Consider the following 14,009-nt stretch of genomic DNA (forward strand, 5'->3'; position numbering starts at 1 on the left):
TACCCGTGGCCTCCCGAGCCTAAACCGGTCCGGCGGGTCCGGCGCCTTGAATGACTCATTCCTGGCGTCCGACGCCAGGAATGAGTCATTCACTGCAATTGCCGGGGGTCGGCGGGTCAGGTGGAGAACGGCGAAGAGGCCCCCTCGGCGCGGGTGCGGCCCCGGCGGCCCGCGGCGGCGAGCGGCTGGGCGATGTCCTCCAGGGACTTGCCCTCCGCGTCCACCGCCAGGAACCGGGCCACCAGGCCGCCCGCGATCATCACCGCCGCGCCCAGCAGGTAGCCGATGAACAGCCGGACCGGGTGCTCGCCGGTGCCGATCAAGGCGCCGTAGATCACCGGGCCCAGCGCCCCGAAGCACTGCGCGATGGCGAAGAACACCGCGATCGCCTTGGCCCGCACCTCGAGGGGGAAGATCTCGCTCACCGTCAGGTAGCCCGCGCTCGCGCCGGCGGAGGCGAAGAAGAAGATCACGCACCACGCGATCGTCTGCGTGATCGCGTTGAGCGCACCCGCGTAGAACAGCACCGCGGTGATCGCCAGCAGCACCCCGGACACGACGTACGTCCCGGAGATCATCTTGCGCCGTCCGAGGGTGTCGAACAGGTGGCCGAGCGCGAACGGGCCGACCAGGTTGCCCACCGCGAACGCGATCAGGTAGATCGGCGTCGCCTCGGAGGAGACCCCGTAGAACTTGCCGAGCACCAGCGTGTAGGTGAAGAAGATCGCGTTGTACAGGAACGACTGGCTGATCATCAGCGACGCACCCAGCACGGCCCTCGACGGGTACTCGCGGAACAGCACCCTGGCCAGGGCCACGTACCCGATCCGCTCGGCCGGGGTCACCTCGATCGCCTTCTTCTCGTCGACCGGCGGCAGGCTGCGGCCGCCGTGCTCGACCTCTTCCTCGATCTGCTTGATCGACTCCTCGGCCGCGTCGGCCTTGCCGTGCATGATCTGCCACCGCGGGCTCTCCGGCAGGTGCCGCCGCACGAGCAGGATCACCAGCCCCAGCACCGGCCCGATGAGGAAGCCCAGCCGCCAGCCCAGGGACAGGTCCACGTGGTTGAGCAGGATGTACGTCCCGATCGTGCCCAGCACCGCGCCGGCCCAGTAGGTGCCGTTGACGGCGATGTCCACCCGGCCCCGGTACCGCGCCGGGATCAGCTCGTCGATCGCCGAGTTGATGGCCGCGTACTCGCCGCCGATGCCCATGCCGGCGACGAACCTCGTCGCGTAGAGGAAAACGACCCAGCCCGCGCCGTTGCCGAGGGTGAGCGCGGTCAGGCCGCTGCCCACCAGGTAGACGGCCAGCGTCAGCATGAACAGGTTCCGCCGGCCGAGCTTGTCGGAGAGGCTGCCGAAGAACAGCGCCCCGACCACCTCGCCGGCGAGGTAGATCGTCGCCAGGAGCCCGACGGCCGCCGACGACATGTGCAGCGTCTCCGGCTTGGTGAGGGTGTCGGCGACCGCGCTGGCCACCGTGATCTCCAGGCCGTCGAGGATCCAGGCCACCCCGAGGGCGACCACCATCCGGGTGTGGAACGGGGACCAGGGCAACCGGTCGATGCGTGCCGGGATGAGCGTGCGCACCCCGGTGGACGCCGGATCGGGTGTTGCCGCCATGACAACCTCCTTGAGAGCAGATCGCCTCGCGTGACTTCCCCCGGCTTCCCCCGGCGAAACACGATCGGGTCGACTCCCTTGGTCACGGCTTGTGATCATCCGAATACCGTCACTAGCCTGGTGCGCGAGCGGGTCGTGCAGGAGCCGCAGTGCTGGTTCGTGCCGGTCCGTTCCGAAGATGGGGTGTTTCGCGTGGCGTCCTCCGCTTTCCCGGCCGGGCGGTTGCGGGTCACGTGCTCGCGCGAGGAGCCGGTGCTCCTGGCGTTGAGCGGTGAGCTGGACGCCGGCACGGTCCTCGTCCTCGTGGGCGCGGTGGCCGCCGCGCTGGCCGGCCGCCCGGAACCCCGGGTGATCGTGCTGGACCTCGGAAACCTGCACTTCCTCGGCGCGGCAGGGGTTCGCGTGCTGAACGCGATGACCGACCACGCGGCCGCCCAGGACGCCCGGCTCCGCATCGTCACCGGCGGCAACCCGGTGGTGGCCCGCGCACTGCGGCTGACCGGAGCGGCCCGGGTGCTCGACGTCTACCCGGACCGCGACGCCGCGCTGAACGCCGGCGACGGCCGCGAGTTCCTCCGGCTGACCGCCCGGATGTGGAACGCCTGACCGTCCACATCGGACGGCGAGGGAGCATCAGCCGGTCACGGCACTGTTGACCGCGCCGAAGTCGAGACCGCCCTCCAACGTGGTGTAGGTGCCGCGCTCGAGCAGTTCGGCCGCGGCGCGCCGGGCGACGCCGTAGGCGGCCTGTGCGATCGCCGTGCCGACGCTGATCCGGCGGACGCCGACCGCGGCCAGCTCCGCGACGGCCGGTGCGCCCGGCCACACCATGACGTTGACCGGCAGCGGGCTCTCCTGCACAAGGGTCTTGAGCGTGTCCAGGTCGACCAGGCCAGGCACGAAGAGGCTGTCCGCGCCCGCGGCGGCGTACGCGCCCGCGCGGGTCAGGACGTCGTCCAGCCGGCCCTCGGGCGCGCCGATGCCGAACAGGTAGACGTCGGTGCGGATGTTGATCCACAGCTCGGGCAGGCCGGCCGCCGTCGCCGCTTCGCGGGCCGCGCCGATCCGCGCGCCCTGTGCCGGGGCGTCGTGAAGCGGGCCGCCGGGGGAGGTCGAGTCCTCCAGATTGATCCCGACCGCGCCGGCCTCGACGACCGCTCGCACGGTGGCCGCGACGTCGTCGTAGCCGCCCTCGATGTCGGCGGTCACCGGGACGTCGACGACCCGCACGATCCGCGCCACTTGGGCGGCCATCTCCTCGCGTGTCAGGCCGTGCCCGTCGGGGCGTCCCGCGGACCAGGCGACCCCGCCGCTGGTGGTGGCGATCGCCGGAGCGCCGGCCCGCGCGATGAGGGCGGCGCTGGCGGCGTCCCAGGCGTTCGGCAGCACCAGGGTGCCCTCGTGCAGGGCACGCAGTTTCTCGGCGAGCTCCCGCCGGTTCGTGGACATCCGTTCTCCTTTTTCGGGTTCAACCGGCCGATGTGGACACACCGGCGGCGATCAGGTGGGTGGCGGCGAAGGCGCGCCACGGGTGCCCGGCGGCGGGATCGAGTGCGCGCAACGTCGTTTCGAGCGTGCGTTCGGTGGCCGGAAAGGCGTCGGCGTGGCCCAGCCGCAGCGCGATTTCCTGAGCGGTACCGGGCTCGATGCCGGGCACCGCGGTCAGCGCCGCGGTGCAGTCGGCCAGGCTCGCGCCGGGGTCGAGCAGGTTCTCGTCGGCGGCCACCGCGGAGGCGAAGGCGCGCAGCGTCCGCTCGGTCGCCGTGGACAGCCCGGCCCGGGTCAGGTCCGCCTGGGCCAGGGTCGCGGCCGACGGGAACAGGTGGGTGAGGCCGTGTTCTAGGCCCGGCACCGGCCGTCCCGCCGCCTCGACCAGCCCGGCCAGCTGCCGCCGCACCCGCGCGCGGACGCCGTACTGGCTGAGCACGGCCGCCACGGCGATCTCGAAGGGCCCCCAGGCGCCGGGCACGCGCAGGCCGGGCCGGGCGCGCAGCAGCGGGCCGATCACCGGGTCGGCGGCCAGCCCGGCTTCGGCCGGTGCGGGGTCGGCGTCGACGCCGAACATCCGCCCCACGCGGTCGACGACGTGGATCAGGCCTTCCCAGAACGGCATGTGTGCGGTGAGCAGCAGGTGGTCGCCGCCGCCGCGCGTCACCTCGATGACGCCCGCCTCGCCGTCGAGGCTGATCGTGCGGCGGTAGACGCCGTCTCGTACCGACTCCACGCCGGGGACCGCACGCTCGGCCAGGAACGCGCTCAGTGCCTCCCAGTGCAGGGGCGGCGAGAACGGCAGCCGCAGCATCAGCCCGCCGTCCGCGGCGAGCCGGTCGGCTTTGCGGCGCCGGTTGCGCAGCTCGACCGGGGCGGCCCGGAAGACCAATTTCATGTCCCGGTTGAACTGGCGGAGGCTGCCGAACCCGGACGCGAACGCGATGTCGGCGACGGTCAGGTCGGAGTCGTCGAGCAGGCGGCGCGCGAAGTGCGCCCGCCGCGAGCGGGCCAGCCCGTCCGGCGTCACGCCGAGGTGGTCGCGGAAGAGCCGGCGCAGGTGGCGGGGCGACACCGCCAGCCGCGCGCCGAGGGCCGCCTCGGTCCCGGTGTCCAGCACCCCGGCGATGATCAGCTGCACCGCGCGGCAGACCAGCTCCGGCGCGTCGGCGGCGACCGGGCCGGCGACGCGGTACGGGCGGCAGCGCAGGCAGGCCCGGAACCCCGCCGCCTCGGCCCCGGCGGCCAGCTCGAACGTCTTCACGTTCTCCGCGAGCGGCTTCGCCCCGCACCCGGGACGACAGTAGATGCCCGTCGTGACCACGGCCGAGAAAGTCGTCATGCCCTCAGGTGTAGGCGATCCGCCCCGGCCGGCGCTAGCCGGATCCGGACATGACCGTGGGCAGGCGCGCACTCACCCGGCAGAGTGCTTTCCGATCCCCCTCAAGCCGGTCAAACAGGCCGAGGCCGAGCGGCTCGTACACGAGTTCGCGCCACGCGGCCCCGGACAGGAGGGAGGAACTCGCCGCCACTTCGGCGCGCCACGCCCGGGCATCACACCATCGGCTGATCACCGTCACCGAACCAGCGACAGCGGTCGTGGGCGGTGCTCGGCTGTGTTTCCTTGAAGCGGTGCCTCCGCTTCGTTTCGCTCATGCGTTGACCGGCTTGGCTGTGTCCGCGGGCGTCGTGACCCTCGCCTTCGCCGGTCCCGTCGGTCCGCTGGGCGCGCGGTCCGCCGCGCCCGCGTCCGCGACGCTGGTACAGCTGACGGAGTCACCGGTCGATGTGCTGGGTCTCGACGCCTACACCGGCCGGTACGGGGTGGCGGAGTCCGCCGGCGCCGGTGAGGCCGACAACGGCGACTTCAGCGACCCCGACGGGATGTTGCGCAGGATCGGCTTGGCCACGAGACAAGCCCGGACTGCCGCCGACCCGGCCAAGAACTGGGCGCAGGCGCAGCTGACGTCGCTCGAGGTGAAGATCGGGAGGAAGCCGTTCCTCAAGGTGGCCTCGCTCGATTCCTACGCCGAGTGCGTGCCGCCGCCGGTCGGGCCGTGGGCGCTGGCGTACAACCGCACCGACAGCGGCGTGATCCAGGTGCTCGGGCACCTCGTGCGTCCGGGTCGCACCGAGGTGAGCGTGACCGGCGCCGAGCTCGGTGCCGCCGGGATCGGCAAGAGCACTCTGTCGGTGGTGGTGACACCGTTCCAGGACCCGGCCGCGCAGAGCCGTCAGGGCTACGCCCGGGCCGGCTTGGACATCGTCGTCACCGCGGTGCTGAAGGACAAGGACGGCAAGCCGGTGTACGACGGTCCGGTGATGTCCCTGCGCCTCGGCGAAGTCGAGGCGCAGTGCACGTCCCGGCCGCCGACGTCCTCGACGACCTCGGCCACTTCGACGTCCTCGGTCACTTCGGCCACCTCGACGACCTCGGTAACTTCGGCCACCTCGACGGCGGGTTCTCCATCTTCCGCGACGATCTCGATGACGACCGGTTCTTCCGGCGCCACGACCACTCCGGCTGGTGCCGCGTCCTCGCCGCCCACTGGCCGGCCGGCCGGCCGGCTCCCGGGAACCGGCATCGGCGCACTGCCCGCCCAGGCGGTCGTGCTGCTGGTTCTGCTCGGAACCGGGCTGCTGTTGCTCGCTTCGGTGCGGAAACGGGACAGCCGCTGACCCCGGCCGTCGTAGCCGGTGGCGCCGGAGTACTTCTGCCTGCGAATGTCGGCGCAGTCGCCGAAGTCCAACGCCCGGCTGGCCCGCGAGGCCGGAGCGGCGTGAGCTCCGGCGGCTCCTCGTCGCGGTCGGCGAGGTGCGGCCCCGGCGGGGACCCGCGGCCTGAGGGCTTCAGTCTTAAGGATTCCCCAGGACGCCGGGCCGGAATGGCTCGACTCCGACCACATGGCGCACGCTTGTCGGCTCGACGAGGATCTTGACCCGCCGCTCGCCCGGGATGCGCCATGCGAAATGGTCCGTTCCGGCGTACTTCTTCGCCAGCCGGTCGATGCAGCGATCCGCCTCGTCGCCCTCGATGAATTCGACCGCCCGGCCACGGATCACCACTCGGTCGCCCTCGACGTCGACCCACATGGGCGACACGTGCGGCGAACCATCCCGGTTCACGGTGGCCAGGTGCCAGATGTTCGACGCCGCCACCCTCGCCCTGACTGCGGGATCCTCGTGCGCCAGCGCGGCTCAGCGACCGGTGCTGCCGTCGATCAGCTCACGGAGGATGTCGGCGTGCCCGGCGTGGCGGCCGGTCTCCTCGATCAGGTGGACCAGCGCCCAGCGCATCGAGGGTGCGGTGCGACCGGGGCGTGCCACCGGCCGGCTCAGGTCGGGGCAGGCGTCGATGACGGTGTTCGCCCGCTCGCACGCCGCGCGGTAGTCCGCCACGACCGAGGCGACGGTCTCGTCCGGGCGCGGCCGGAACGTGCCGGGCCAGTCGGCGACGTCCTCGCCGAGGAAGGTGAACCGTTCGACGTGCGCCAGGTGCCGGACCAGGCCCAGCAGCGACGTGCCGGACGGAACACCGGGCGTCCGGACTTCGGGTTCCGGGACGTCCTCGGCCTTGGCGGCGACCGCGGCCCGCAGGTGGTCGAGGAAACCGCGCAGCACGTCCTTTTCGGACGGTCCGGTGCGTGGGGGCGGGGTGTCCCGCCGCCGGGTTCGGGGCATCGTGGGTCCTCTCAGCGGGTGCGGCGGATCAGCAGCAGGTGGTCGACGACGTCGGCGGTCTGCCCGCCGGGTCCGGTGGCGCGGCGGGGGAGCGTGTCGGCGCGCTCCACGGTCCACCGCGCCGGATCGAGCGGCGGCACCGTCAAGGGCGGCGGGGCATCCTGGCTCCACGACCACGGGGCGACGGACCCGTGCTCGACAACCAGCAGCCGGCCGCCGGGGGCGAGCGCCGCCGCGGCCCGCCGCAGCAGGGCCTCGCGGGGGAGCGGGAAGGACGTGTGCAGGTAGTGCGCCGCGACGAGGTCGAACGGGCCCGCCGGGAACGTCGCGGCGAGGTCGTGCCGCTCGGTGGTGATCAGGTCCGCGAGCCCGGCCTCCCCGGCGCGGCGATCGAGGTGGGCGAGGGCGACCGCGGAGATGTCGGCGGCGGTGACGCGCCAGCCGCGCCGGGCCAGCCACAGCGCGTCCCCGCCGGCGCCGGACCCGAGGTCGAGCGCCCGTCCCGGGGGCAACCCGGAACCGACTTCGACGAGCCGGGCGTTGGCGCGCGGCGCACCGTCCGGGAGGTGGGCCGCGTGGTGACCGTCCCAGAATCGGGACGCTTCGGTGGTCGGTGTCGTCATGGGCCCACCCTGACCCGGCCCCGGCGAAGTCGGCACGCTTTCTTGCGGTTCCGGCAAGATGGCCGGGTGAGCGACGACTTCGAGGACGTGCTGCACGCGGTCGGTCCGCGGCTGCGGGCGCTGCGCCGGAACCGCGGGATGACGCTCGCCGAGGTGGCCGCCGCCACCGGGGTGTCGGAGAGCACGCTGTCCCGGCTGGAAAGCGGGCAGCGGCGGGCGAGCCTGGAACTGCTGCTGCCGCTGGCCCGCGCCTACGGCGTCCCGCTCGACGACCTCGTCGGCGCGCCCCCCACCGGCGACCCCCGCATCCACCTGACGCCGATCCACCGCCACGGCATGACGTTCGTGCCGCTGTCCCGGCGGTCCGGCGGCATGCAGGCCTACAAGATGATCATCCCCAGTGTGGACCCGCCGCCGCTCCCGGACCACCGGACCCACGAGGGGCACGAATGGCTGTACGTGCTCCACGGCCACCTGAGGCTGGTGCTCGGCGAGCACGACCTGGTGCTGCCGCCGGGCGAGGCGGCGGAGTTCGACACGACGATTCCGCACTGGCTCGGCAGCGCCGACGGGAAGGCCGTCGAACTGCTCATCCTGTTCGGCCGCCAAGGCGAACGCGCTCACCTGCGCGCTCGCGCACGCTGACGAACGCCTCGAGTCCCGGCACGCCCGGCGCCGGGGTTCTGTACATCCCAGCCGGGACCCCGGACAGTGTGATGCCATGACCGGAGAAGAGATCGTGCTCGGACCGCTCCCCAAGGGCATCACCCCGGCCGGGGAGGGGAAGGTGTGGAACGTGCTCGGCCACACCTACGCCATGAAGGCCGCCAGCGCGTCGAGCTTCGCCTTCGAAACCCTCGATCCGCCCGGGACCGGGGTGCCGCCGCACGTGCACCCCACCCAGGACGAGCACATCTACGTCCTGGAGGGCGTCTTCACCCTCTACCTCGACGGCGAGTGGACCACCGCCGGCCCCGGGGACACCGTGCGGATGCCGAAGAACCTCCCGCACGCCTACTACAACCGCAGCGAGGCCGTCACCCGGGCGCTGTTCTGGGTGAGTCCCGCCGGGCGGCTCGCGCAGCTGTTCGACCGGCTGCACGACCTGGCCGACCCGGCCGAGGTGGTGCGGCTTTCGGCGCTGCACGACGTCGACTTCCTGCCCCCGGGGTCGGTGGAAGGGGCCTGAGGTCAGCGGCAGAACGCCGTGTCCACCGCGGACACCACCGCCTGCGCCGCCTGGTCGGCGTCGCCGAAGGTGCCCGGCAGCGCCGTCACCGCCAGGCCGACCGAACGGCCGTCGTCGGTGGCTCCGCCGCGGGTTTCGAACCCGTGGATGTCGCCGCCGTGGCCCCAGTACACGCCGCCGCAGCTGAGGGGGACGCTGAACACGCCCAAGCCGTAACGCCAGCCCGGCAGCAGGGGTGCGTCGACCGTCTTGCGCATCTCGGCCAGCTGAGGTGCCGGCAGCAGCCGGCCGTCCAGCAGGGCACGGGAGAACTGCGCGAGGTCGCCGGGGGTCGAGATCAGCTGGCCCGCCGCCCAGCCCCACGACGGGTCCAGCTCGGTCACGTCGACCACGTCGCCGCCCGAGCGCGCGTAGCCGTGCGGGTGCGGGCCCCGGATGGTCTCGTCGCCGACCTGCGGCCAGTACGTGTCGTGCAGGCCTGCCTTCCGGATCACCCGCGCAGTGACCTGCTCCGCCACCGGACGCCCGGTCACCCGCTCGATCAGCAGGCCCGCCAGCACGTAGTTCGTGTTGCTGTACTCCCACTTCGTGCCGGGCGCGAACTTCGCCGGGTGGGCGAACGCGACGGCCAGCAGCTCGTGCGGCTGGAAATACCGGTGCCGCAGCTTCGCGATGTCCTCGAGTCCGAGGTACTCGGTGTAGTTCGGCAGCCCGCTGGTGTGCTGCAGCAGCTGCCGGACGGTGATCGCGGCGCCGCCGGGCACCAGGCCGGGCAGGTACCGCTCGATCGGCGCGTCCAGCGCCACCTTGCCCTCGGCCACCAGCTGCAGCACCACGACCGCGATGAACGTCTTCGTGTTGCTGCCCGCCCGGACCCGCCCGTCGACGGGCACCGGGACGCGGCCGCCGAGCCGCGCCGAGCCCGCGACCAGCGACTCCGTGCGGCCGCCGCGGCTCACCGAGGCCAGCGCCGCCGGGAACTGGCCCACCAGGGCGTCGAGCTGCTCCTGGAGGGCGTGGTTCCGCGGTTTCGCGTCGGCCGCCGCGGCCGTCCCGCACAGCAGTCCCGCCACGGTCACCATCGTCACGAGTGTGCGCATTTCCCTGCTCCTTCCACCGGAATCGGACATCGCCCACGATGCCGGGATCCGGCACGGAGATCAGGAGTGCAGGCCACCGAAGGCGGGGTAGCGCCAGCGCTCCCGTCGCCACTCCCGCGCCGACGCCCGCCCAGGCCAAGGGGCCGAGCGGGGTGCAGCCGAAGAACTGGCTCACCCCCGGCGTCTGGACGATCGCCGCCAGCGCGAGGGCCGAACCGACCGCCGTGCCGATCACCAGGGGGCTGCTGCGGCGGCCGCGCAGGGTCTGGGCCAGCTGGGTGCCGACCAGGCCGCACAGGGCCATCGTGCTCGTGCGGCGCACCGTTCCCGGGGTGAACCGCCCGATCAGCCACGCCGTCGTCGCGCCGACGCCCGTCGTCACGCCGCGGCTGGTGATCGCGCGGTTCAGGCCCGGGCCGAGGCCGCCTGGAGCACTGTCGTCGTCGGGGCGCGTCACCGCCACCGCCATCGCCGGGAACAGGTCGGTCAGCAGGTTGACCAGCAGCAGCTGGCGGGTGCCCAGCGGCGAGTCGCCCGACAGCAGCGTGCCCAGCACCGAGAAGCCGATCTCGCCCGCGTTGCCGCCGACCAGGATCACCACCGCGTCGGACACGCTGCGCCACAGCGCGCGGCCCTCCGCCACCGCCTCCAGCAGCACGGTCAGGTCCTCGTCGGTCAGCGCGACGTCGGCCGCGGTGCGGGCGGCGGTCGAGGCCCGGGCGCGCACGCCGATGCCGACGTCCGCGGCGCGGATGGCCGCCGCGTCGTTCGCGCCGTCGCCGACCATCGCCGTGACCCGCCCGGCCTCGCGCAGCGCCTCCACGACCTGCAGCTTCTGCTCGGGCGCGACGCGGGCGATCACGCCGGCGCCGGAGAGCAGCCGGGCCCGGCCGGCCCGGTCGAGGGCGGCCAGCTCGTCCCCGGTGACGACCGGGGCGTCGGACGGCCAGCCGAGCGAGGTCGCGATGGCCCGCGCGGTGTTCGGGTGGTCGCCGGTGAGCATCACGGGTGCCACGCCGGCTTCGCGCAGGCCGGTGATCAGCGGCCCGGCCGTCGGCCGCAGCGTGTCGGCCAGCCCGAGGAAGCCGAGGAACTCCAGGTCCGCCAGCACTTCTTCGTCGTCGAGCGACGGCGACGTCTTCCGGGACGCCACGGCCAGCACCCGCAATCCCTGGTCCGCCAGCGCTTCCGCGGCGCGAGCCAGCTCCTCCGCGCGGGCGCAGGCGGGCAGCACGACCTCCGGGGCGCCCTTGACGACCAGCGTCACCTCGCCGTCCCCCTCGCGGCCGACGGTCGCCGAGTAGCCCCGGTTCGCCTCGAACGGCTGCCCGGCCAGCTCGGTCCAGCCCGCGTCCGGGCCGGCGGCGTCCAGCACGGCGTGGTCGGTGGCGTGGGCCCGCACGTGGGGGTCGTCGAGCGTGCCCGGGCACGCCCGTGCGGCGGCCCGCAGCACGACGTCTTCGGGGCCCGGCTCTCGCGCTTCGCCGTCGGGTCCGGTCGTCGTCACCACGCGCAGCCGGTTTTCGGTCAGCGTGCCCGTCTTGTCGAAGCACACGACGTCCAGGCGCCCCAGCGCTTCCAGGGCCCGCGGTGCGCGGACGAGGATGCCGCGCGCGGACAGCCGCCGGGCCGCCGCCCGCTGGGCCACGGTGGCCACGAGCGGCAGGCCTTCGGGCACCGCCGCGACGGCGATCGCGACCCCGCCGGCCAGTGCCCGGCGCAACGGACGGCCGCGGATCGCCGAGAGGCCGGTGACGAGCGCGCCGCCGAGCATGGTCAGGGGGAGGGCGCGGCGGGTGAGGTCCTGCAGCCGCGCCTGGATGCCGGCCGCGGCGGCGGTGCGGGTGGCCAGCTCGACCGCCCGGCCGGCCACGGTCTCCGAGCCGACCGCGACGACCACCGCGGTGCCTTCGCCGCTGACCACCGTGGTGCCGGCGAAGACCAGGCAGCTGCGCTCGGCGATCGGCGCGCCCGGCACCGGGCGGAGCTGCTTGGCGACCGGCAGGGACTCGCCGGTCAGCGCGGACTCGTCCGTCTCGAGGTCGCCCGCGGTCAGCAGCCGGGCGTCGGCGGGAACGACGTCGCCGACGCGCAGTTCAATCCGGTCGCCCGGCTCGAGGGCCCGTGCGTCGACGACCTTGCCGCCTTCCCGCCGGGCCCGCTGCCGCTCGCCGTCCTGCAGCTTCGCCAGCGCGCGGCGGCCGCGGAACTGCTGGGCGCCGCCGACGAACGCGTTCAGGCCCATCGCCGCGGCCACCAGCAGCGCGTCCACCGGCGAGCCGACCACCGCGGACGCGACCGCGCCGAGGGCCAGCACCGGGGTCAGCGGGTCGTTCAGCTCGGCGACGACGTCGGCGGCGAGCCCGGTCCCGAACCGGACCGGTGCGGCGGCCGGGTGCCGGGCCACCGCACCCGCCGCCGCGCGCACCCGCCGGGTGGCCAGCTCCCAGTTCGTGGGTGCGGGTTCCGCGTCCGCGAGGCGCCGGAGGACCTCCTCGCCGGTCAGCTCGTGCCAGGCGATCCGGGTCCGGCCCGCCGGGGGCCGGGCGGCGGCCACCCGCACTGCGGCGAGCGTGCCCATCGCCAGCCCGGTCAGCCCGCCGAGCAGCACCGGGTCCAGCCGGGGCACCACCGGCACCAGCCCCCGGCGGCCGCGCGACACCAGCAGCAGGCCGCCGATCAGGCCGCCCGCGGTCGCCACCCGGGTGGCCCGCTTGCCGTTCACCCGCGCGGCACCCGCCGCCCGCAGGACCCGCCAGACGCCGGTCAGCCCCGGCCGGACGACGAGGTCGGCGCCCCACAGCACCGGCGCGTTCCGGTCGGCGAGGGCGACGCAGAGGTCGCCGGCGAGCAGGCCCGCCACCTCGTCGCAGTGCGGTGCGCACGCCGACGGCGGCCGCCCCACGGTGAGCACGACCCGGCCTTCGTCCTGCAGCCGCGTCACCAGCCCGAAGAACGGCTCTTCAGCGACGTCATCGGCGAGCGCGGCGAACTCGCCGAGCCGGTCGCGGGCGCCGTCGCCGGCGATGACCACCCGCGCCTCGGCCCGGCGGGCCGCGTCCAGCACGGCCTCGGCGTGCGGGTCGAGCCCGTCCTCGCCGTGCAGCGCGTCGGCGTGCAGTACGACGGTGTCCACAGTGTCCAGTGCCTTGAGCCGGTCCGGGTCGCGGACGAGCACGCCTTCGCGGGCGAACGCGGTGCCCATCGCGGTGTGGAACGCGGTGTCGGCGAACCGGGCGGGCATCGGCGACGCCGCGAGGAATGCTTCGGCGGCTTCGCGGAGGTTGCGGCGCACCAGCAGGTCGGCCAGCGCGGCGAGCAGGCCGCCGCCGACGGCGTTGCGGGCGTAGTCCTCCATGGGGATCCGGACCCGCCGCTCCGCCGGCGTCACGCCGAGGCTGGGCCGCTCCGGCGAGCAGAGGTCGTCGTGGTGGGCGTCGAACGCGGTGAGCCGGGCGATCGCCTCGGTCAGCTGCCCGGTGCGCAGGAGGGCGTCCAGCACCAGTTCGAGGGGGTCCTGGCTCAGCCCGCGCACGGCGGCGGACACGCCCGCGCGCGCCAGTTCGGCTGTGTACCAGCCGAACCGCTCGTCGAGCGCGGCACGGACGGCCGGGTGTTCGCGCGCCGCGGACACGGCGGCGCGCACGGCCGGGTGCAGCCGCGTCGTCCGGCTGCCGACCGACACGGCCAGGCCGGCGACGTCCATCGCGAGGGCGAGCGCGGCCGTTCGCACGCCGTAGGTGTCGCCGGGGTGGGCCGGGGCGGAGTCGCCGGGCTCGGCCGGGGTCAGCCCGTGCCGCCCGCAGCGGTCGGTGATCCGGTCGAGGACGCGGTCGGCGGCGGCCTCCTCGGCCAGGTGGAGGACGACGCTGCCGAGCCCGCCGTCCCAGTAGGCACCGGCGACGTCGGCGTGCGCGGCCAGCTCGGCGGCGAACGCGGCGCCGTCCGGGCGGTCTCCGGCCGGGCGCAGGGGAACGTGCAGCCGTCGTCCCGCGCGCCAGACGGCGGAGCGCGGACCCGCGGCGTTGCGCACGACCCGCACGGCCCGCACCGCGGTGCGGCTGCTCGTCCGCGCGGCTTCCGCCGCGGTCCCGGTGGCGCCCGCGGCCAGTTCCCCGGCGAGCGGCCCGATCGCCGAAGCCGCCTTCTTCGCTTGCCGCGTCACGAGAACGGGCCCGGCCATGGCCAGCGCCATCCCCGCCTTCGTCACCGCGAACACCCCACCGAGCACTCCGACCTCCGCCCGTCGATCCGGTCCGTTCGGCGTTCCCCGGTGGCCCGCGGCCAAACCGCCCGATCGCGC

11 protein-coding genes and 1 pseudogene are annotated in these 14,009 nt (G+C 74.3%); 4 read left to right on the forward strand and 8 right to left on the reverse strand.

What is annotated here, in order from left to right; all coding sequences use genetic code 11:
* Positions 1-116 precede the first annotated feature (116 nt).
* Positions 117-1,625, reverse strand: a complete 1,509-nt coding sequence (locus ACFPLC_RS31550; protein ID WP_378206548.1) for an MFS transporter — start codon at positions 1,623-1,625, stop codon at positions 117-119.
* Between the two features lie 192 nt (positions 1,626-1,817).
* Here ACFPLC_RS31550 and ACFPLC_RS31555 point away from each other — a divergent pair, with 192 nt between their 5' ends.
* Positions 1,818-2,231 carry an STAS domain-containing protein gene (locus ACFPLC_RS31555; RefSeq protein WP_378206545.1) on the forward strand — a complete coding sequence of 138 codons (414 nt, stop codon included), beginning with the start codon at positions 1,818-1,820 and terminating at the stop codon, positions 2,229-2,231.
* Positions 2,232-2,258: 27 nt separating this feature from the next.
* On the opposite strand, the gene ACFPLC_RS31560 is transcribed toward ACFPLC_RS31555, so the two are convergent.
* Both ACFPLC_RS31560 and ACFPLC_RS31565 read right to left on the reverse strand, forming a co-directional pair.
* Positions 2,259-3,074 carry an isocitrate lyase/PEP mutase family protein gene (locus tag ACFPLC_RS31560; RefSeq protein ID WP_378206542.1) on the reverse strand — a complete coding sequence of 272 codons (816 nt, stop codon included), beginning with the start codon at positions 3,072-3,074 and terminating at the stop codon, positions 2,259-2,261.
* A gap of 19 nt (positions 3,075-3,093) precedes the next feature.
* Positions 3,094-4,455 (reverse strand): AlkA N-terminal domain-containing protein, encoded by a 1,362-nt coding sequence (locus tag ACFPLC_RS31565; RefSeq protein ID WP_378206539.1) that lies wholly within the window; start codon positions 4,453-4,455, stop codon positions 3,094-3,096.
* Between the two features lie 317 nt (positions 4,456-4,772).
* Here ACFPLC_RS31565 and ACFPLC_RS31570 point away from each other — a divergent pair, with 317 nt between their 5' ends.
* Complete coding sequence (locus tag ACFPLC_RS31570; RefSeq protein WP_378206536.1) at positions 4,773-5,792, forward strand: hypothetical protein; 1,020 nt, start codon at positions 4,773-4,775, stop codon at positions 5,790-5,792.
* Positions 5,793-5,969: 177 nt separating this feature from the next.
* Here the strand turns inward: ACFPLC_RS31570 and ACFPLC_RS31575 are convergent, their stop codons facing one another.
* Genes ACFPLC_RS31575 through ACFPLC_RS31585 form a run of 3 tightly spaced genes read right to left on the reverse strand, consistent with a single transcriptional unit; the run spans position 5,970 to position 7,417 of the window.
* Complete coding sequence (locus ACFPLC_RS31575; RefSeq protein ID WP_465251639.1) at positions 5,970-6,272, reverse strand: pyridoxamine 5'-phosphate oxidase family protein; 303 nt, start codon at positions 6,270-6,272, stop codon at positions 5,970-5,972.
* Between the two features lie 39 nt (positions 6,273-6,311).
* Positions 6,312-6,794 (reverse strand): DinB family protein, encoded by a 483-nt coding sequence (locus tag ACFPLC_RS31580; RefSeq protein WP_378206534.1) that lies wholly within the window; start codon positions 6,792-6,794, stop codon positions 6,312-6,314.
* Between the two features lie 11 nt (positions 6,795-6,805).
* A complete protein-coding gene (locus ACFPLC_RS31585) occupies positions 6,806-7,417 on the reverse strand; it encodes an SAM-dependent methyltransferase (RefSeq protein WP_378206531.1) in 612 nt (203 codons plus the stop codon).
* A 66-nt stretch (positions 7,418-7,483) separates the two neighbouring features.
* Between ACFPLC_RS31585 and ACFPLC_RS31590 the strand changes: the two genes are divergently transcribed.
* Complete coding sequence (locus ACFPLC_RS31590) at positions 7,484-8,062, forward strand: helix-turn-helix domain-containing protein (protein WP_378206529.1); 579 nt, start codon at positions 7,484-7,486, stop codon at positions 8,060-8,062.
* A gap of 172 nt (positions 8,063-8,234) precedes the next feature.
* Complete coding sequence (locus ACFPLC_RS31595) at positions 8,235-8,606, forward strand: cupin domain-containing protein (RefSeq protein ID WP_378236286.1); 372 nt, start codon at positions 8,235-8,237, stop codon at positions 8,604-8,606.
* A 2-nt stretch (positions 8,607-8,608) separates the two neighbouring features.
* Here ACFPLC_RS31595 and ACFPLC_RS31600 read toward each other — a convergent pair whose 3' ends face one another.
* On the reverse strand, positions 8,609-9,706 hold the full coding sequence (locus ACFPLC_RS31600; protein ID WP_378206575.1) for a serine hydrolase domain-containing protein: 1,098 nt from the start codon (positions 9,704-9,706) through the stop codon (positions 8,609-8,611).
* A gap of 121 nt (positions 9,707-9,827) precedes the next feature.
* A pseudogene (locus ACFPLC_RS31605) lies at positions 9,828-13,901 on the reverse strand (HAD-IC family P-type ATPase); the annotation flags it as partial.
* Positions 13,902-14,009 lie beyond the last annotated feature (108 nt).

Source organism: Amycolatopsis plumensis, from assembly GCF_042652605.1.
Taxonomy (GTDB): domain Bacteria; phylum Actinomycetota; class Actinomycetes; order Mycobacteriales; family Pseudonocardiaceae; genus Amycolatopsis; species Amycolatopsis plumensis.

Bases quoted from the DNA above. Each gene is read 5' to 3' on its own strand.
- ACFPLC_RS31550 (WP_378206548.1), bottom strand. From the start codon at position 1,625: ATGGCGGCAACACCCGATCCGGCGTCCACCGGGGTGCGCACGCTCATC.
- ACFPLC_RS31560 (WP_378206542.1), bottom strand. From the start codon at position 3,074: ATGTCCACGAACCGGCGGGAGCTCGCCGAGAAACTGCGTGCCCTGCAC.
- ACFPLC_RS31565 (WP_378206539.1), bottom strand. From the start codon at position 4,455: ATGACGACTTTCTCGGCCGTGGTCACGACGGGCATCTACTGTCGTCCC.
- ACFPLC_RS31580 (WP_378206534.1), bottom strand. From the start codon at position 6,794: ATGCCCCGAACCCGGCGGCGGGACACCCCGCCCCCACGCACCGGACCG.
- ACFPLC_RS31585 (WP_378206531.1), bottom strand. From the start codon at position 7,417: ATGACGACACCGACCACCGAAGCGTCCCGATTCTGGGACGGTCACCAC.
- ACFPLC_RS31595 (WP_378236286.1), top strand. From the start codon at position 8,235: ATGAAGGCCGCCAGCGCGTCGAGCTTCGCCTTCGAAACCCTCGATCCG.
- ACFPLC_RS31600 (WP_378206575.1), bottom strand. From the start codon at position 9,706: ATGCGCACACTCGTGACGATGGTGACCGTGGCGGGACTGCTGTGCGGG.